Source organism: Actinotalea solisilvae, assembly GCF_016464425.1.
GTDB classification, from domain to species: Bacteria; Actinomycetota; Actinomycetes; order Actinomycetales; family Cellulomonadaceae; genus Actinotalea; species Actinotalea solisilvae.
On sequence record NZ_JADDKQ010000022.1, the window covers coordinates 1 to 16,820 of the forward strand.

17 protein-coding genes and 1 pseudogene are annotated in these 16,820 nt (G+C 75.3%); 11 read left to right on the forward strand and 7 right to left on the reverse strand.

The window, feature by feature from the left end:
* The 3 genes and pseudogenes from JIG38_RS16495 to JIG38_RS16500 all read right to left on the reverse strand — a co-directional run.
* On the reverse strand, positions 1 to 302 hold a 302-nt coding region (locus JIG38_RS16495; protein WP_199424916.1), incomplete at its 3' end, for a response regulator.
* Positions 299 to 649, reverse strand: a complete 351-nt coding sequence (locus JIG38_RS21255; RefSeq protein ID WP_372419877.1) for a sensor histidine kinase — start codon at positions 647 to 649, stop codon at positions 299 to 301. The genes JIG38_RS16495 and JIG38_RS21255, both read right to left, overlap by 4 nt.
* Positions 650 to 795: 146 nt before the next feature.
* Positions 796 to 1,782: pseudogene (locus JIG38_RS16500) on the reverse strand (DUF4118 domain-containing protein); the annotation flags it as partial.
* A gap of 82 nt (positions 1,783 to 1,864) precedes the next feature.
* Between JIG38_RS16500 and JIG38_RS16505 the strand changes: the two are divergent.
* The 4 genes from JIG38_RS16505 (at position 1,865) to JIG38_RS16520 (ending at position 6,531) form a co-directional block, all read left to right on the forward strand.
* On the forward strand, positions 1,865 to 2,518 hold the full coding sequence (locus JIG38_RS16505; RefSeq protein WP_199423112.1) for a PadR family transcriptional regulator: 654 nt from the start codon (positions 1,865 to 1,867) through the stop codon (positions 2,516 to 2,518).
* A gap of 186 nt (positions 2,519 to 2,704) precedes the next feature.
* Positions 2,705 to 3,775 (forward strand): ATP-binding cassette domain-containing protein, encoded by a 1,071-nt coding sequence (locus JIG38_RS16510; protein ID WP_199423111.1) that lies wholly within the window; start codon positions 2,705 to 2,707, stop codon positions 3,773 to 3,775.
* Complete coding sequence (locus tag JIG38_RS16515; RefSeq protein ID WP_199423110.1) at positions 3,772 to 4,596, forward strand: ABC transporter permease; 825 nt, start codon at positions 3,772 to 3,774, stop codon at positions 4,594 to 4,596. The genes JIG38_RS16510 and JIG38_RS16515 overlap by 4 nt, the downstream gene beginning before the upstream one ends.
* A gap of 255 nt (positions 4,597 to 4,851) precedes the next feature.
* Positions 4,852 to 6,531, forward strand: a complete 1,680-nt coding sequence (locus JIG38_RS16520) for a cutinase family protein (RefSeq protein ID WP_199423109.1) — start codon at positions 4,852 to 4,854, stop codon at positions 6,529 to 6,531.
* Positions 6,532 to 6,547: 16 nt separating this feature from the next.
* Here JIG38_RS16520 and JIG38_RS16525 read toward each other — a convergent pair whose 3' ends face one another.
* Positions 6,548 to 6,985: a VOC family protein gene (locus tag JIG38_RS16525; RefSeq protein ID WP_199423108.1), complete on the reverse strand. Its 438-nt coding sequence runs from the start codon at positions 6,983 to 6,985 to the stop codon at positions 6,548 to 6,550.
* A gap of 81 nt (positions 6,986 to 7,066) precedes the next feature.
* On the opposite strand from JIG38_RS16525, the gene JIG38_RS16530 reads away from it, so the two are divergent.
* Positions 7,067 to 8,809: a lipase family protein gene (locus tag JIG38_RS16530; protein ID WP_199423107.1), complete on the forward strand. Its 1,743-nt coding sequence runs from the start codon at positions 7,067 to 7,069 to the stop codon at positions 8,807 to 8,809.
* Between the two features lie 30 nt (positions 8,810 to 8,839).
* Here the strand turns inward: JIG38_RS16530 and JIG38_RS16535 are convergent, their stop codons facing one another.
* Both JIG38_RS16535 and JIG38_RS16540 read right to left on the reverse strand, forming a co-directional pair.
* Positions 8,840 to 9,766 carry a DUF7916 family protein gene (locus tag JIG38_RS16535; protein ID WP_199423106.1) on the reverse strand — a complete coding sequence of 309 codons (927 nt, stop codon included), beginning with the start codon at positions 9,764 to 9,766 and terminating at the stop codon, positions 8,840 to 8,842.
* 103 nt (positions 9,767 to 9,869) lie between these two features.
* The gene (locus JIG38_RS16540; RefSeq protein WP_233404603.1) at positions 9,870 to 11,078 is read right to left on the reverse strand and encodes a VOC family protein; all 1,209 of its coding nucleotides are present in this window, start codon (positions 11,076 to 11,078) and stop codon (positions 9,870 to 9,872) included.
* A 214-nt stretch (positions 11,079 to 11,292) separates the two neighbouring features.
* On the opposite strand from JIG38_RS16540, the gene JIG38_RS16545 reads away from it, so the two are divergent.
* From JIG38_RS16545 to JIG38_RS16570, 6 genes are all read left to right on the forward strand, one after another.
* Entirely contained in the window at positions 11,293 to 11,892 is a 600-nt protein-coding gene (locus tag JIG38_RS16545) for a YdeI/OmpD-associated family protein (RefSeq protein ID WP_199423105.1), read from the forward strand.
* 133 nt (positions 11,893 to 12,025) lie between these two features.
* Complete coding sequence (locus tag JIG38_RS21130; protein WP_199423104.1) at positions 12,026 to 13,267, forward strand: sensor domain-containing phosphodiesterase; 1,242 nt, start codon at positions 12,026 to 12,028, stop codon at positions 13,265 to 13,267.
* 97 nt (positions 13,268 to 13,364) lie between these two features.
* Positions 13,365 to 13,766 (forward strand): YciI family protein, encoded by a 402-nt coding sequence (locus JIG38_RS16555; protein WP_199423103.1) that lies wholly within the window; start codon positions 13,365 to 13,367, stop codon positions 13,764 to 13,766.
* Positions 13,763 to 14,113 (forward strand): YciI family protein, encoded by a 351-nt coding sequence (locus JIG38_RS16560; protein WP_199423102.1) that lies wholly within the window; start codon positions 13,763 to 13,765, stop codon positions 14,111 to 14,113. The genes JIG38_RS16555 and JIG38_RS16560 overlap by 4 nt, the downstream gene beginning before the upstream one ends.
* The gene (locus JIG38_RS16565) at positions 14,110 to 15,378 is read left to right on the forward strand and encodes an RNA polymerase sigma factor (protein WP_307844662.1); all 1,269 of its coding nucleotides are present in this window, start codon (positions 14,110 to 14,112) and stop codon (positions 15,376 to 15,378) included. The genes JIG38_RS16560 and JIG38_RS16565 overlap by 4 nt, the downstream gene beginning before the upstream one ends.
* A 93-nt stretch (positions 15,379 to 15,471) precedes the next feature.
* Complete coding sequence (locus JIG38_RS16570; RefSeq protein ID WP_199423101.1) at positions 15,472 to 16,458, forward strand: hypothetical protein; 987 nt, start codon at positions 15,472 to 15,474, stop codon at positions 16,456 to 16,458.
* A gap of 25 nt (positions 16,459 to 16,483) precedes the next feature.
* Here JIG38_RS16570 and JIG38_RS16575 read toward each other — a convergent pair whose 3' ends face one another.
* Positions 16,484 to 16,813 carry a hypothetical protein gene (locus JIG38_RS16575; RefSeq protein WP_199423100.1) on the reverse strand — a complete coding sequence of 110 codons (330 nt, stop codon included), beginning with the start codon at positions 16,811 to 16,813 and terminating at the stop codon, positions 16,484 to 16,486.
* Between the last annotated feature and the right edge of the window lie 7 nt (positions 16,814 to 16,820).

Sequence of the window (16,820 nt, forward strand, 5' to 3'; positions counted from 1 at the left end):
CCGAGGTCGAGCGCGTCGACCTTGTCGGCCCCTGCCTGACGCGCCGAGAGCACCACGATCGGCAGGGTGGAGCTCGCGCGGATGCGTCGGATCACCTCGAGCCCGTCGAGGTCGGGCAGGCCCAGGTCGAGGAGGACCACGTCCGGACCGGCGCCCAGCGCCAGCTCGACCGCCTCGTCGCCGTCGCGCGCGAGCAGGGGTACCCAGCCGTGCGCGCGAAGGTGGATCGCCAGGACGCGCCGGAGGGCGGCGTCGTCGTCGACGACGAGCGCGACGGGGGCCGGGTCCGCGTGCCCGCTCACGCGCGTTCCGTCAGCGTCGGCTCCGCCACCGGCACCGTGACCTCGACGGTGAGCCCGCCGCCCGGCGTCGGGAGCACCGCGACGTGCGCACCGAGCGTGTCGGCGAGCCCGCGGACGACCGCGAGCCCCAGCCCGAGACCCGCGCGGGGCGGGCCCTGGGTCGAGCCCAGGCGCTCGAACGCCGCGAACGCGCGCTCGACCTCGTCGCCCCGGAGGCCGGGTCCACGGTCCACCACGGCGACCACCATCGACCCGCCGCGCACGGCCGCGGTGACCCGCGCCGGGAAGGCGGCGGGGGCGTGCTGCGCCGCGTTGGACGCGAGGTTGGCGACGACGCGCTCGAGCAGGCCGGGTCGGTGAGCACGAGCGGCAGGTCGTCGGGCAGGTCGAGGACGACGCGCCGCGGGTCGACCCCTTCGAGCGCCCGGGGGATGACCTCCTCGAGGCTCACCGCCTCGACGTGAGGGCGCACGGCGCCCATGCGGAGCCGCGAGAGGTCGAGCAGGTCGTCGATCAGCCGCTCGAGGCGGGCCGTGCCGGTGTCGATCGCCTCGACCAGCACGGCGCGGTCGTCGGCGTCGAGCACGGGGCCGTGCGCCCCCAGCCCGTCGACCGCGGCCCGCACGGCGGCGAGCGGCGTGCGCAGGTCGTGCGAGACGGCCGCGAGGATGGCCGTGCGCGCGGCGTCGAGGTGCTCGAGCTCGCGCGCCCGCTCGGCCTCGCGACGCAGGCGGGCACGGTCGAGCACGACGGCGGCCTGCTCCGCGAACGCCGTGAGCACGCGTTCCTCCGCGGCCGTGAGGCGGTGCCCGGGCAGCGCGAGCAGGACGTCGCCCGCCGCACGCTGCGGGACGTCACGCGCACCGGCGACGTCCGAGCCCGCCGGCGCCCCGGGCGGGTAGGACGCCGCGGTCGCCCAGCCGCCCGGTTCCGCGGACCGGGTGAGGACGAGCGCCCGAGCGGAGCCGAAGCGGCGGGCCAGCTCCTCGGCCACGCCCTCGGGCGAGTCGCGCCCGGCGAGGACGGCGCGCGACAGGTCGGCCAGCGCGGTCGCCTCGGCACGGGCTTCCCGCGCGTCGGCGCGTCGGCGCTCCGCCAGGCCGACCACCGACGCGACGGCGCCCGCCACCAGCGCGAACACCATGAGCGCGAGGGCGTTCTCCGGGTCGTCGATCGTCAGGCCGCCCGTCGGCTCCGTGAAGAAGTAGTTGAGCAGCGACGCCGCGAGGACCGCGCAGACCAGCGACGGCGCGAGGCCACCGACCAGCGCCGTCACCACGACGAGCGTGAAGAACATCATGAGGTCGGTGGGGAGCCCGAGGACGTCGCGCTCCCGGAGCAGGGCCGCCGTCAGGGCTGCCGGGCCCAGCGTCGCGAGCAGCCACCCCGCGACGGTGCGGCGCCGGCTGAGCGCGCCCCGGCGGCGCACCCCAGGCACGGCCCGACGGGCGGGGTCGATGTCGGGCGCCCACGTGGTCACGCACTCAGACTGCCAGGCCGCGCCCGGGCGGCCCCGGAGCGCCCCGACGGTCCCCTCGTGAGACGCGACCTAGACTCCGGGCATGGCGGCGACGGAGACCCGGCTCCTGGTGCTCGGTGCCGTGCGCCTGTTCGAGCCCGTGAACGGGTACCAGATCCGTCGCGAGCTCCTCTCGTGGGGCGTCGACGACTGGGCGCACGTGCTGCCCGGGTCGATCTACTCGAGCCTCGCCACGCTCACGAAGCAGGGTCACCTCGTGCGCCAGGACGTCGAGGACGGCGGCCGCACGGTCGCGGTCTACGCGACGACGCCGTCGGGGCGGGACGAGCTCGACCGGCTGTTCGAGCACGCGATGACGACCGTCGACCCCCTCGATCCCCTGCCCGTCCACACCGCGATGAGCATGTGCTCGCTGTTCGCGCGCGACGTCGTCGCCGGGCACCTCGAGACGCGCGCCGCCGCGCTGGGTGCGCACCTCGAGGCGCTCCGCGCCGCCCACGCCGCGACGGCGGCGGGCGCCTCACCCCCGCACGTCGCGCGCGTGCTCGAGCTCCAGCTCGGCATCGCGGAGCTCGAGCGCACGTGGGTCCGGGACCTCGCGATCGCGGTGCGCCGTGGCGAGCTCAGCTTCGCGGGCGAGCCGGCGACGTGGTCCCCGCCGGCCGACGACCCGGGCTGGCAGATGGCGCACGACCGCGACCGCTACGCGGCGATGCTCCGCTCGCGCGCCGTCTGACGGCGTCGCCCCTCGCAGGGGTCAGGGAGTGTCGGACCCCTGCGGCATCCTCCCGATGAGTTCCCGGCGACAGCCGGGTCAATCCACGACGGCGGGCCGACCGCCGTCCGCAACGGCGTTGACAGGCGAGCGGCGCGTCACCCAGCATGGCCGGTGTTCAAGTTTGAATAGATCGCGGAGGGGCCGATGATCGAGGCACGCGGGCTGGTCCAGACGTTCCAGACCAGACAAGGGAGGCAGAAGGCCGAGGTCCGCGCCGTCGACGGCGTCGACCTGGACGTCGCCGAGGGCGAGGTCGTGGGCTTCCTCGGCCCCAACGGCGCGGGCAAGACGACGACCCTGCGCATGCTCACGACGCTGCTGCGCCCCACGGCGGGCACCGCGCGCGTCGCGGGGTACGACGTCGTCCACCAGTCGGTGCAGGTGCGCCGGAGCATCGGCTACGTCTCGCAGGCCGGCGGGGCGTTCAGCGGCGCCCGTGCCGGGGACGAGGTGGTCGACCACGGCATGCTCTACGGCCTGCCCCGCGGCGTCGTCGAGCAGCGCGGCAAGGAGCTGTTCGAGCAGATGGACCTGCCGGGGCTGTGGACGCGCATGCCCAAGAACATGTCGGGCGGCCAGAAGCGCCGGCTCGACATCGTCATGGGCCTCATCCACGAGCCCCACCTCGTGTTCCTCGACGAGCCGACGACCGGTCTCGACCCGCAGGCGCGCGCGAACCTCTGGGAGCACATCCGTGGGCTGCGCGACCGGCTCGGCGTGACCGTGCTGCTCACGACGCACTACCTCGACGAGGCCGACGCGCTGTCCGACCGCATCGTCATCATCGACCGCGGCCGGGTCGTCGCGTCCGACACCGCGGACAACCTCAAGTCGCAGGTCGCAGGCGACCTCGTGGACCTCGAGCTCGCGGACGCGTCGCTCGCGTCCCGGGCGGCCGAGCGCCTCGGGACGCTCGTCGCGGGCCGCGACGTCGTCGAGGTCGACGGGCCCCACGTCCGGGCGCGCGTCCCCCACGCCGGACGCTCGCTCCAGGGCCTGCTGCGCGACCTCGACGGCGCGGGCATCGAGCTCGAGTCGATCGGCGTCCTCCGGCCGACGCTCGACGACGTCTTCCTCACCCTCACGGGCCGCAGCCTGCGCGACGCCGAGTCCGCCACCGACCCCACCGGACGCACCGACGACGGCGACCGCGAACCCGCCGTCGTGGGCGCCGCCACCCCCTCGACCCCGACCACCGGAGAGGCCGTCCGATGACCACCACCACCGCACCCCGGCGCGGCGCCGCGACCGCGGAGGCCGCCGTGCGCGGCGGGACGCCGTCGTCGTTCTTCCGCGAGAGCTTCATCGTGTTCCGCCGCCAGCTGCGCATGAACCTGCGCAACCCCGCCTGGGTCATCATCGGGATGCTCCAGCCGGTGCTCTACCTGCTGCTGTTCGGCCCCCTGCTCGAGCCGCTCATCGGCCAGTTCGGCGCCACGAACGCGTACACGTTCTTCGTGCCCGGCATGCTCGTGCAGCTCGGCATCTTCGGGGCCTTCTTCGCCGGGTTCAGCCTCATCGGCGAGTGGCGCGAGGGCGTCATCGAGGCCGAGCGCGTCACCCCGGCCAGCCGCACGGCCCTGCTCGTCGGGCGCCTCTACCGCGACCTCCTGCAGCTGCTCGTGCAGGCGCTCATCCTCGTCGGCCTCGGCTACCTCATGGGCATGCGCGCCTCCGGCACGGGGATCGTGCTCGGCGTCGCCATCACGCTGCTGCTGGGCGGCGCGTGCGCGGCGGCGTCCAACGCGCTCGCGCTCACGACCAAGTCGGAGGACGTCATGGCGCCGGTCATCAACATGGTGATGATGCCCGTGCTCCTGCTGTCGGGGATCCTCCTGCCGATGACGATCGGGCCGACGTGGCTCCAGGACGTCAGCGACTTCATGCCCATCCGGCACGTCGTCGACGCCGTCCGCGCCTCCTTCGCCGGGGACTTCGGGGCGTCGGCGATGACCTGGGGCATCCTCTGGTCGGTGGGCATGTTCGTGCTCGCCGTGTGGTGGGGCACGTCGACGTTCCGGCGCGAGAACGCCTGAGGGCCGCGCCCCTGCCCCTCGTGGTCATGCGGGGACTCGCGCCCATCGCTGACCACCCACCGTCGCCCCGTCACCCTCCCCGGTGGCGGGGCGCGTGCACCCGGACCCCGGCCGCGCCTGACGCCGCGGTCGCAGCACCGCCCGGTGGCCGCACAGGACCCACGAGATCGGACAAACCACCCGATTGCGACTATCGGCCGGACCGGCGAGCCGTCATGCTCGGCGCACCACCCGCCCCGAGTCGGGAGCACGCGCATGCGTCCAGGAACGCGCCAGGCCCTCCTCCACCGCCGCACCGCTGCCCTCACTGCGGCAGCCGCACTGGCCGTGGTGGCCGCTATCGCACCACCCGCCACCGCAGCCGACGACGCCACGTGCGCTCAGGTTCGATTCATCGGCGTCCGCGGCTCGGGTCAGAGCGTCGGGTACGGCGCCCAGGTCGACGACGTCCTCTACGGCTTCGCGATGTCGATGAGCGCCGCCGGCCACCGACCCACCGTCGACTACCACGCCCTCGACTACACCGCCGCCCCCGTCGAGACGCTCGCGGCCGCCGGCGGCATCGACGAGTACATCCGCAGCATCACCACCGGCGTCCAGCTGCTCGACGTCTACATCGACAACGCGGCCGCCCGATGCCCCAGCCAGACGCTCGTCCTGGCTGGCTACTCCCAGGGCGCGATGGTCGTCCAGGAGTACCTGAGCTCGCCCGAAGCATCAGCAGCGATCCTTACTCGCGTCGCCGGAGCCGGCCTGGTCGCGAGCGGAGACCGCGAGCGCCCACCCGGCTGGATCGCGCACGAGTACGGCACCGCGACGCCCAGCAGCGGAGCTCGCACGACCATGCTCCTGCGCAACCCGCCGAACATCTCCACCCAGCTGCGCGGACGGGTCCTGAGCCTGTGCGACCGGGGAGACCTCGTCTGCGACACCGCTCGCGGCTCCGCGCGTCCACTGACGGCCATCGACATCCACGTCAACGCCTACCAGTGGGGCAAGGGTGCCGACCTCGGCCAGCGCCTCGCGCAGCTCGCCCTCGGCGCCGCGTACCCCCAGGACGCCGCCTACACGGTCCGTCCTGGCGAGCCGGTCGACGTGACACTCCACGCGACCATGTACGTGTCAGGGTTCGAGCCGCTGTGGCGGATCGACTCCGGTGAGCTGCCACCCGGCCTCCAGCTCGACCCGGTCACCGGGCGCATCGCCGGCACGCCGACGACCGAGGGCACGTTCGACCTCCACGTCGCCGTCGAAGGGCGCACGTGGAAGGTGTGGGTGCCCGCCACCGTCAGCTTTCGCGTCCAGGAGCCCGTCGTCGACCCGCCACCCCCACCGCCCACCGGTGACGTCACCGTCGACTTCCAGGGCACGGTCACCGAGGCGAGCCGTTGGGTCGCCGAAGACGAGGAAGGCAATCCGGTCCCCGGGCCCACCGACCCGGTACTGCCCGACGACATCCAGGTCGGCACACCCGTCACAGGGTCGTACACCTTCCGCGCCAGCACGCCGGACACCCACTGGGACCCCACCGACGCCACGTCCGGCGTCTACCGGTACACCGCAGCTCCCTACGGCGTCAGCCTGGCCGTCGGGTCCCTCACGTACGCCACGACGTACCCCAGCGACCCGTGGACGGAGCCGTTCACGATCGCGACGACCGACGCGCCCTGGGGCGACTCCTTCCAGTGGAACGTGATGTTCCCCTCGGCGAGCAACGGCGTGCCCGTCCTCGACTTCGACTGGTGGTCAGCCGGCCCGCCGACAGCGCTGACCAGTGACGCGCTGCCATCCGGGGCGCTCAACCTCAGCACGTTCGACTCGACCAGGCTCCGAGTGACCGGCTGCGCAGACGAGGTCTACAACGCCGACTGGGGCTGCGCCACGTCGGCGTACGGGATGGAGATCCAGATCACGTCCACGTCGACGCGGCCCTGATCCTGAGAGGGCCGGCTCAGCCCGGCTGCAGCTCCTGCGCGAGCATGACGAGGATGCCGCTGGGACCGCGGACGTAGGTGAGCAGGTAGGCGTCCTCGTAGCGGGCGACGCCCCGCAGGGGGTGGCACCCGTGCCGGGCGGCGATCGCGAGCGCCTCGTCGAGGTCGTCGACCGCGAACGCCACCCGGTGCATGCCGATCTCGTGGGGCTGGGTCGGCTCGGTCTCGATCGCGACGGGGTGGACGTACTCGAAGAGCTCGAGCCGGCCGTGGCCGTCCGGGGTCTGCAGCATCGCGAGCCGGACGTGGTTGCCGTCGAGGCCCACGGCCGTGTCCGCCCACTCCCCGCTGACCTCGCCCCGGCCCAGCTCGGTCAGGCCGAGGTCGGTGAAGAACGCGATCGCCGCCTCGAGGTCCCGGACGGCGATGGCGACGTTGTCGAGCCTGATGGGCATGGACAGCACGCTACCGAGGCACGCCGCCGCGCGGGAGGGCGACCCCTCCCGCGCGGCGGCGCCTCTCCCTAGGCTCGCGCCATGGGGACGAGGCCGACGCCTCCGCGGTCGCGGGGCTCCGCCCTGCCTCCCCGCGCGGCACCCGTCGTCGGTCTGGCGATGACGGGCCTCGGCGCGGCCCTGCTGGCGCGCGCGTCCGCGTCCGTCGCGTCCGTCGTGCTCCTCGTCGCGGCCGGCCTGGTGGCCGCCGGGACCGCACGCCTGCTCCGCGCCCCCGAGCCGCAGCGTGACCGCCGGGTCGACGTGGCCACGGGCCTCGTCCTCGTCGTCGCCGGCGTCCTCGCGGTCGTCCTGTCGTCGGCGACCGTGCGCGTGCTCGTCCTGCTCGTCGCGATCGGGCTCGTCGCCACGGCGGTCGCCGAGCTGACGGGCTCGCGCCGCGACGACCGGCCGACGGCCATCGCGCTCGCCGTCGCGTCGGTCGCGCTCGCCGGCGTGGTCCTCGTGTGGCCCCGCCTGTCGCTGTGGGCGATCGGCGTGGCCCTCGGCGCCTGGCTGGTCCTCACCGGGCTGGTCACGGTCGCGCGCGCCGTGCTCGGCCGTGCGCCGCGGACCGCCCGCCCACCGCGGCGGGCGCTGCAGCGGGCCGCCGCGGCCGGCGCGCTCGTCGTCTCGGTCGCGCTCGTCGTCGGGACCGTCGTCGTGCACCGCGGCGACGTCCGGGTGGCGCCCGACGCGTTCTACTCCCCGCCGCTCGCGGTGCCCGACGAGCCCGGCGTGCTGATCCGGAGCGAGCCCCTGACGACCGGCGTGCCGGACGGCGCGCGCGCGTGGCGCATCCTCTACACGACCACGGACGGCGACGGCCGCGCCGCCGTCTCGAGCGGCACCGTGCTGGCGCCGCTCGACGCGGGCGAGGCACCGGCGCCCGTGCTCGCCGTCGCGCACGGCACCACGGGCGTGACCCCGCGGTGCGCGCCGTCCCTCGCGGCGCAGCCGTTCGCGGACGGCGCCGGGGCCGCCCTCGAGCGCATGGTCGCCGCGGGCTGGGTCGGCGTGCTGTCCGACTACGTGGGCCTCGGCACCGCCGGCCCGCACCCCTACCTCGTCGGGCCCGACACCGCGCACGCGGTCCTCGACGCCGTGCGCGCGGCGCGCTCGCTGGAGCTCGACCTCACGCACGACGTCGTCGTCTGGGGCCACTCGCAGGGCGGCCACGCCGCGCTGTGGACCGGGATGCTCGCGGGGGACTACGCGCCCGACGTGCCGCTGCTCGGTGTCGCAGCGCTCGCACCCGCGAGCGACCTGCCGGCCCTCGCGGAGGGCGTGCGCGCCGAGGCCATCGGCAAGCTCGTCTCGGCCTACATCGCGGCGTCGTGGGCGGAGCACGTCGACGGCGTCGAGCTGCGCGAGGTCGTCACGCCCGGCTACCTGCCGCTCGTGCGACGCATCGAGGACCTGTGCTTCACGGGCCGCGACGTCGTCGCCGCGCTCGCGACGGCGTCGCAGATGACCGACGAGGTCATGCGGCCCGACGTGCTCGACGGCGAGGTGGGCGCGCTGCTCGCGGCGAACAGCCCCGACGGCGACGTACCGGTGCCCGTGCTCCTCGCCCAGGGCTCGACGGACCCGCTCGTGCTCCCCGCCCAGCAGCGCGCGTTCGTCGCGACCCGCTGCGCCGCGGGCCAGGCCGTCGACTACCGCGAGTACGAGGGCCTCGACCACCTCTCGCTCGTGGCCGCCACGTCTCCGCTCACCGACGACCTGGTGGCGTGGACGCTCGCCCGGCGCGCGGGTGAGCCGGCCGCGGACACCTGCGCCTGAACGCAGCGCGCTGGCCTGGACCGGCCCGGGTCAGCGTGCGAGCGACATCGCCATCCGGCGGTACGTGTGACGCCGGCCGCGGATCGCGATGCTGTACGCCATCAGGTTCTCGGGGAGCGCGATGCCGAAGAGGCCGCAGTCGCCCAGGTGGTGCACGTCGGTGCCGGTCATCTTGGCCATGAGCGCGATCCGCCGGATCGTGTCGACGTCGGCGCCCTCCTGCGACGTGCCGACCGTCGTCATCGTCAGCGCGCCCGCGGCGTGGACCGTGTCGACCCAGCCGCGCACGAGCGCCTCGTGGCAGCCCGGCACCGTCCCGGGCGCGGGCAGCAGGACGACGTCGGCGCCCGCCGCGACGAAGCCCTCGAGCGACGCGTCGTCGACCAGTCGCGAGCCGGCCTGCGACACGCTGCCCGCCGCGTGCATGCGCCCGGCCATGAGCACGACGGCGTCGCCCACCGCGTCGCGGACGCTCCGCACGGCGCGCGCGAGCGAGTCGTTGGTGACGCCCATGCCGGGGTTGCCGGTGAGCACGATCGCGTCGACGCCGAGGGCGACGGCGGCCGCGACGTTCTCCGGCGTCGCGAGGCGGCCGCCCTTCTCGCCGGGGCCGAAGTCGTCGTCCGTGGCGCGGTCGGCCTGCGGGTCGACCGGCTCGAGGTTGACCGCCACGAGCCGGCCGGTGAGTCGCTTGATCTCGCGCACGACGTCGCCCGGGGCCGCGTCGATCGCGAAGACCGCCGGCGACTGCACGTCGAGCAGGTTGACGACGAGCAGGTCCGCGCCCATGGCCGCGGCGAGCTCAGGGTTGCTGACGTCGTGCACCGCGGCCATCGCGGGCGCGATCATCTCCGCGGCGAGCACGCGGCCCTCGCTGCCCCGGATCGAGGCGAGGACGTCCGCGCGGCCGTAGCCGGCCAGCTCGCGGGCGGTGGTGTCGATGAGGCGCTTGACCACGGGTCTCCTTCGTCGGGCACAGCAGGTCGTCGGGCACAGCAGGTCATCCGGCACAGCAGGTCATCCGGCACAGCAGGTGTCGGGCACGGTGGGAGCAGCGACGTCAGGCTCCCGCGACCACCACCAGCTCGTTCCCCTCGGGATCGGCGACGCACCAGCGGCCGTCGCCCGCGTCGAGCACCCGGCCACCGGCCGCGACGGCGGCGTCCACCCGCGCCTGCGCGACGTCGCCCGGCACGGCGAGCTCGATCTCGAACCGGTTCCGCTGGCGGAGCCGCTCGGTCTCGGACGTGTCGATCTCCTGGAACGCGAGCACGGGCCCGAGCCGCCGCGGGTCGACGAGGTCGGTCAGCGCCTCACGGCGGTCGTGGACGTACCCGAGCGCCGCGGCCCAGAACGCGCGCACCGCCGCGACGTCGGCGGCGTCGAGGAAGAGCTGCACGAGGCGCGGCAGCGCCGGGTCCGCGGTGGCGCCGAGCTCGCGCGCGGCTGCCTGGACCCGCGCGGCGAGCGCGGGGAAGTCGACGTCGAGACCGTGGGCGTCGGCCTCCCCCTGGTCCTTGCCGCTGTCGAGCACCACGAGCCCGGGGCGCAGGTCGACGAGCAGCGGGAAGCCGGCGTCGTCGGCGAGGACGGCCGCGGCCAGGGCGAGGTCCCGCTGCTGCTCCGGCGAGGCGACGCGGTAGCAGGCCATCGCGCCGAACACCGCGTGCCAGTCGGACGTCCCGGCGTCCTCGCCGATCGCGTCACCCGGGACGAGGTCGACCTCGTTGCCGTCCGCGTCGGCGAGCCGGACCCCGTACGGCCCGGACGGCTCGCCCAGGTCCGCCTGCTCGACGGCCGACGCCGGACGCACCACGTCGAGATGGATCCGCTGGCGCAGCGGCCGCGACTCGCCGGACCGGCGGACCCGCAGCGACGGGTCCCGCCCCAGCGGGTCGGTCAGCACGCCCTCCTCCCCGGACGCGTAGTCGAGCGCGCGCTGCCAGAACGGCGTCACCGTCGACGGGTCCGGGGACTCGAGGACGACGCCCAGCGCCTGCAGCACGGCGGGGTCCGGGCGCAGGCCGGTCTCCCGCGCCGCCGCCGACACCGCCTCCGCGTGCTCGACGGCGTCGAGCCGCACGCGCACCCCGGTCGCGCGCACGTCGACCACGGCGTCGGGTGCCAGCTCGAGGGCCCGCCCGGCCAGAGCCGCGCCCGCGGCGAGCGACGACGCCTCGAACCACGCGGTCGCGACGCCGTCGACCACGCGCCAGTCCGTGCCCAGCCCGTGCGCGCTCGACGCTCCCGTGCTCGACGCTGAGCTCATCGCGGACGACTCCTTCCGGGCGGCGTGGCCCTGACACGGACGGCACGGGCACCACGGGACGCCGCGCCAGTATCGACCCGCCCGGCGGGCGGGGGCCACGGCCTGCCCAGGTCCGTGGACTCCGGGCGACATCCCCGGCGCTCCTCGCGAGGATCCTCGAGGTCGACCCGGCGCACGCCGCCGTCGTGTCGGTGGCGTCCGGCACGATGGCCCCATGCCCACCGAGCTGCCCGAGCTGGTCGTGCCCGACGCCGCCGCCTGGCGCGCCTGGCTGGAGGAGAACCACGCGGACCCCGACGGCGTCTGGCTCGTCCTGACGAAGAAGGGCGGCACCGTCACGACGCTCACCTACGAGCAGGCGGTGCTCGAGGCGCTGTGCTTCGGGTGGATCGACGGGCAGGGGCGCTCGCGCGACGCCGAGACCTCGTTCCAGCGCATGACGCCGCGCCGCGCACGCTCGCGCTGGTCGGCGCTCAACGTCCGGCGCGTGGGTGAGCTGGAGGCCGAGGGCCGCATGACGGAGGCAGGCCGCGAGCAGGTCCGCGCAGCGCAGGCGGACGGGCGCTGGGAGGCCGCGTACGCGGGCCCGGCCACCGTCGAGGTGCCGGCGGACCTCGCGGCAGCGGTCGCCGCGGAGCCGCGCGCGCAGGCGTGGTGGGACGTGCTCACGTCCGCGAACCGGTTCGCGATCATCTACCGCGTCAGGGACGTCAAGCGCGCCGAGACGCGCGAGCGCAAGATCCGCGAGTTCGTCGCCGCGCTGGTCGAGGGCCGCACGCCGTACCCGCAGAAGCGGCGCCCCGAGGGCGCCTGACCCGGCACCAGCACGAGCACCGGTCCGAGGAGGCCCGACCCGGCACCCGGGTCCCCGGACGGCTCACCGGCACCGCCCGCCGGCCGATAGGGCTCCGAGGGCAGGTGTGGGGCCGCCCGGGACGGAGTGCGCCGTGGCACGGCAGCGGTCGGAGGCGGAGGCCCAGGTGGCCGAGCTGCTGCACACCGCGCGGGAGGCCCTCGGCCTGAGCGTCTCGTTCCTCTCGCGCCTCGACGGCACCACCCAGCACCTCGAGGTGGTCGACACGTCGCTCCCGCTCCTCTTCCGCGAGGGCTCGACCGTCAAGCAGTCGACGAGCTTCTGCCAGGCGATCCTCGACGGCCGCCTGCCCGACGTCATCCCCGACGTCCGCGACCACCCCGAGGCGCGGCGCCTCCCGGCCGCCCGCTTCGCGCACGTGCGCAGCTACCTCTCCGCACCCGTGACGCTCAGCGACGGCCGCCTCTACGGCACCTTCTGCGCCGCGGGCCTCACGCCCGACCGCGACCTCTCGGCCCGCGACGCCGCCCTGCTCAAGGTCCTGGCCTCGGCCGCGGCGATGATCATCGAGCCCGGCGTCGTCGAGCGCGAGCGGCGCGAGGCCATCGAGACGCGCCTGCTGCCGATGATGGCGGCGGGCGGCCCGACCGTCGTCCTCCAGCCGATCGTCGACCTCGCGTCCGGCCTGCGCACGGGCGCGGAGGCACTGAGCCGCTTCCCCGCGGCCTGGGGCACTACGCCCGACGTCGTCTTCGCCGAGGCGCACGACGTCGGCCTCGGCGACCGCCTCGAGCTCCTCGCACTCGAGCGCGCCGTCGACCACCTCGACCGCCTCGACGGGCACCTCGCGCTCAACGTCTCGCCCCAGACGCTGCTCACGCCGGCGTGCGCCCGCCTGCTCGCGCGCCTCCCGCTCGACCGGGTCGTCCTCGAGCTCTCCGAGCACGACCCCGTCGAGGACTACGAGGCGCTCCGGGCGGCGCTCGCCGGACCGCGCGCCGCGGGCATGCGGCTCGCGATCGACGACGTCGGCGCGGGCTTCTCCTCGCTGCGGCACATCGTCCTGTGCGCGCCGGACGTCATCAAGCTCGACCGGAGCATCGTCGACGGCCTGTCCGCGGACCCCGTCCTGCGCACGCTCGTCGCGGCGCTCGTGACGTTCGCGCACGGCCACGGAACCGGGGTCGTCGCGGAGGGCGTCGAGACCGCGGCCGACGTCGCGGAGCTGCGCGCCCTCGGCGTCGACGAGGCGCAGGGCTGGTTCTTCGGCCGGCCCGGACCGCTCGAGGACCTCGGGCCGCTCGCGCCCGGCGTGCCGGCGCAGCGCACCGCTGCGACGTCGGCCGCGGTCCGCGCCCCGCTGCCCGCCGGCTGACCGCGAACCCGTCCTCCTGGGCTGTCGATTTCCGCACCCCTCGCGCGTCATGCTTCCGACGGGGCCGCAGGGGCGTCGTCGGAGACCGGGAGGACCCATGACCACCACCCAGGAGTACGTGCTGCTGCTGCACGGCGACGAGGCCGGCTGGCGGGACGCGGACGAGGCGGCGATCGCCGAGGCGTACCGCGAGCACGGAGAGTTCTCGCGGCTGTGCGCCGAGCGCGGCCACGAGATCGTCGGCGGCGCCGAGCTGCGCCTCAGCGAGACGTCGCTCGTCGTCCGGCGGAGCGGCGACGCCGTCCAGGTCACCGAGGGGCCGTTCACCGAGACGGTCGAGCAGCTCGGGGGCTTCTACCAGGTCCGCACCGCGGACGTGCGCGACCTCGCGGAGCTCGCCGCGATGCTGGTCGGCACCGGCGCGGTCGAGATCCGGCCCGTCGTGCCGTCGAGCGAGCAGCCCGACGCCGCCCTCGCCGGCGCCGAGGCGGCGTCGTGAGGTTCGTCGTCCTCCTCTACCAGGACGAGACCGTGTGGCGGGACGCGAGCCCCGCGGAGCAGGCCGAGTACTTCACGCAGCACGACGCCTTCTCGGCCGCCGTGCCCGCGGGCGGCGGCGCAATCCTCGGCGGCGAGGCGCTCGTCGGCGTCGCGTCGGCGACGAGGGTGCGGCGCCGGGGCGAGCACGTCGACGTGACCGAGGGCCCGTTCGCCGAGACGACCGAGCAGCTCGGCGGGTTCTACCTCGTCGAGGCGCCGGACCTCGACGCGGTGACGGAGTGGGTCCGGCTGCTGCCCGAGTACACGATCGAGATCCGCCCCGTCGCGGACATGACCGACGCGTGACCCACGACGCGACGCCGGCCCTGGAGCTCGCCTGGCGCGAGCACTGGGGCCGGCTCGTCGCGCTCATGGTCGGGCAGACCGCGCGGCCGGACCTCGCCGAGGACGCCGTCGCGGACGCGTTCGCCGCGGCCGCGCGCACGTGGCCGCGGTCGGGCGTGCCCGCCTCGCCGGGTGCTTGGCTGCTCACCGCCGCGCGCCGGCGCGCCCTCGACGTGCTGCGCACCGAGGCCGTGCACCGTCGCAAGGTGCCGGTCATGGTGGTCGACGCCGACCTGCGCGCGCAGGCGGCCGCGACCACGGACCCGGGCGCGCACCTGGCCGACGAGCGGCTCCGCCTCATCTTCACGTGCTGTCACCCGGCGCTCGCGCCCGACGCCCGCGTCGCCCTCACCCTCCGCTTCGTCGTCGGCCTCGACGTGCCGGACCTCGCGGCGCTGCTCCTGCTCCAGGAGACGACGGCGGCCGCCCGCCTCACCCGCGCCAAGAAGCGCCTCGCGACCGCGGGCATCCCGTTCGTCACGCCCCCGCCCGAGCGGCTCGACGAGCGGCTCGACGTCGTCGCGACCGTGCTCTACCTCGTCTTCACCGCGGGCTACCACCCCGGCCCGCGGGACCGCGGGCTGCGCGTCGACCTCGGCGACGAGGCGATCCGGCTCGTCCGGCTGCTCGACGCGCAGCTGCCCGGACGCGCCGTCGTGCGCGCGCTGCTCGCGCTGCTGCTGCTCCAGCACTCGCGGCGCGACGCGCGGCTCGACGCCGAGGGCGGCCTCGTGCTGCTCCCGGAGCAGGACAGGTCGCTCTGGCGCCGGGACGAGATCGCTGCGGGCCTCGACGTCCTGGGCAGCCTGCCGCCCGCGTCCGGCCTCGCCGAGGAGTACCGGCTCCAGGCGCTCGTCGCGGCCGAGCACGCGACAGCGGCGACACCCGCGGACACCCGCTGGACCGTCGTCGCGGCCCACTACGCGGCGCTCGAGGCGCACACCGGCTCGCCCGTCGTGCGGCTCGCGCGCGCGGTCGCCGTCGCCGAGGCCGCGGGCCCCGCGGCCGGCCTCGCGCTGCTCGACGGGCTGGACGAGGCGCTCCCGCACCACCACCGCCTGCCGGCCGTGCGTGGCGAGCTGCTGCTGCGGCTCGGGCGGCGCCCGGAGGCGGCGCAGGCGTTCGGCCGCGCGCTCGAGCTCGTCCGCAGCGACACCGAGCGCCGCCACCTCGAGGCCCGCGCGGCAGCCGCGCTCGCCGAGGACGACGCCGACCGCCGCGCCTGACCGGGCACGACGACGCCTCGGGCACGCCTGTCGGTCCACGAGCGGCGTTCCGTCTCACGACGCGACGCCCCCCCGGGCGGCTAGGGTCCCCCCGTGATCACGGAGGACACCGCACCCGCACCCGCGCCGCCCGTCTCACGCCTGAGCCACCTCGCCTGCCTCGGCATCGGCGCAGGGTTCGCGCTGCTCGCGCTGCTGCCCTGGCTGGTCACCGGCATGCACCTCCCGCTGCAGAACCTGTGGGCGGTCGAGACCCGCCCCGAGGACATGCCGATCGCGCTGCTGCCGCTGAACCAGTACCTCGTCGTGGAGATCCTCAGCCTGCTCGTGCTGGCGTACGGCGTGGGGGGCATCACGCTGAGGGTGATCGGGCGGCGTCGTCCTCGCCGGGCGGCGCTCGCCGTCGGTGGCGGCGTGCTGGGCGTTCATCTCGTCGCCGCGGTGCAGGCCGTCATGACCGTCGCCGCCGGGCTGACGGAGCGCACCGCCTCGACGCTCTACGTCGCGGCACTGGTCGGCGTGGTGGGCATGGCACTCCTCACCGGGCTGGGGGTGCTCTGGCTCGTCTCCGCGCCGCCTCGCGCCGGAGCGGTGATCGGGCTGAGCATCGCGGCACTCCTCGTCATGCCCTGGCTGTCGGCCCTCCTGGTGCCGCTCGGAACGCCCCCCGGTGGGCTCATGACGTCGGTCCTGGTCACCCTCCTCCCCTGGCTCCCCGCGACGCTCGTCGGCGCGACGATCGGCTGGGGAGGGCTCGGCACGCGCGCGCGGGTGGTCGCCGCCGTCGCCGCTCTGACCCTGCTCTGGCTCGTTCCTGCTGCCCTCACCGCGGTGACCGCGGCAGTGGGCTCACGGGTGCTGCTGCCGTACCCGACGGAGATGGTCGACTACGGGCTGGGTGTCTTCCGAGCGGCGGCGTCCGCGCCCGACCTGGTCGTGCCGCGGCTGCTCGTGGCCCTGGCCGTCGCCGCCGCGGGCATCGCGGCGCAGCGCCTGATCACTCGGCGGACGGGTCCCGGACGGAACCGAGCCGCGGCGCCGCCCGACCGTCCTGCTCCGGCGCGGCGAGAGCTGCCCTGACCTACCTTCGGCACTCCGCCGGGCCTCAGTCCTGGATGATCCCGCCGATCATCCCGGCGACCCCGCCGGTGGTCTGCGCGCCGCGCACGGCGCGGTTGTTGGCGCCCTTCATGCGCGAGTCCGAGAGGCCCTGGAGCGAGCGGTTGTAGTGGTCCGCCGCCCGCACGTCGTGCATCGAGGCACGGGTCTCGCTCTCGTGCTTGTGACGCTTGTCGGCGTTGCGGTAGCGCAGGTACATGACGCCGTAGAACAGCGGGCCCGCGAGGAGCAGCAGCCACGCGATGTTGGTCCCGTCGTCGCCGGACGAGCCGGACGCCAGGACCTCGGTGACGACGGTGAGCGCGTGCAGGTGCATCTCGACC

Excerpts from the sequence above, each read along its gene's own strand:
- JIG38_RS16505 (WP_199423112.1), top strand. The coding sequence starts at position 1,865 with ATGGCGGCGACGGAGACCCGGCTCCTGGTGCTCGGTGCCGTGCGCCTG.
- JIG38_RS16510 (WP_199423111.1), top strand. The coding sequence starts at position 2,705 with ATGATCGAGGCACGCGGGCTGGTCCAGACGTTCCAGACCAGACAAGGG.
- JIG38_RS16515 (WP_199423110.1), top strand. The coding sequence starts at position 3,772 with ATGACCACCACCACCGCACCCCGGCGCGGCGCCGCGACCGCGGAGGCC.
- JIG38_RS16520 (WP_199423109.1), top strand. The coding sequence starts at position 4,852 with ATGCGTCCAGGAACGCGCCAGGCCCTCCTCCACCGCCGCACCGCTGCC.
- JIG38_RS16525 (WP_199423108.1), bottom strand. The coding sequence starts at position 6,985 with ATGCCCATCAGGCTCGACAACGTCGCCATCGCCGTCCGGGACCTCGAG.
- JIG38_RS16530 (WP_199423107.1), top strand. The coding sequence starts at position 7,067 with ATGGGGACGAGGCCGACGCCTCCGCGGTCGCGGGGCTCCGCCCTGCCT.
- JIG38_RS16540 (WP_233404603.1), bottom strand. The coding sequence starts at position 11,078 with ATGAGCTCAGCGTCGAGCACGGGAGCGTCGAGCGCGCACGGGCTGGGC.
- JIG38_RS16545 (WP_199423105.1), top strand. The coding sequence starts at position 11,293 with ATGCCCACCGAGCTGCCCGAGCTGGTCGTGCCCGACGCCGCCGCCTGG.
- JIG38_RS16555 (WP_199423103.1), top strand. The coding sequence starts at position 13,365 with ATGACCACCACCCAGGAGTACGTGCTGCTGCTGCACGGCGACGAGGCC.
- JIG38_RS16575 (WP_199423100.1), bottom strand. The coding sequence starts at position 16,813 with ATGCACCTGCACGCGCTCACCGTCGTCACCGAGGTCCTGGCGTCCGGC.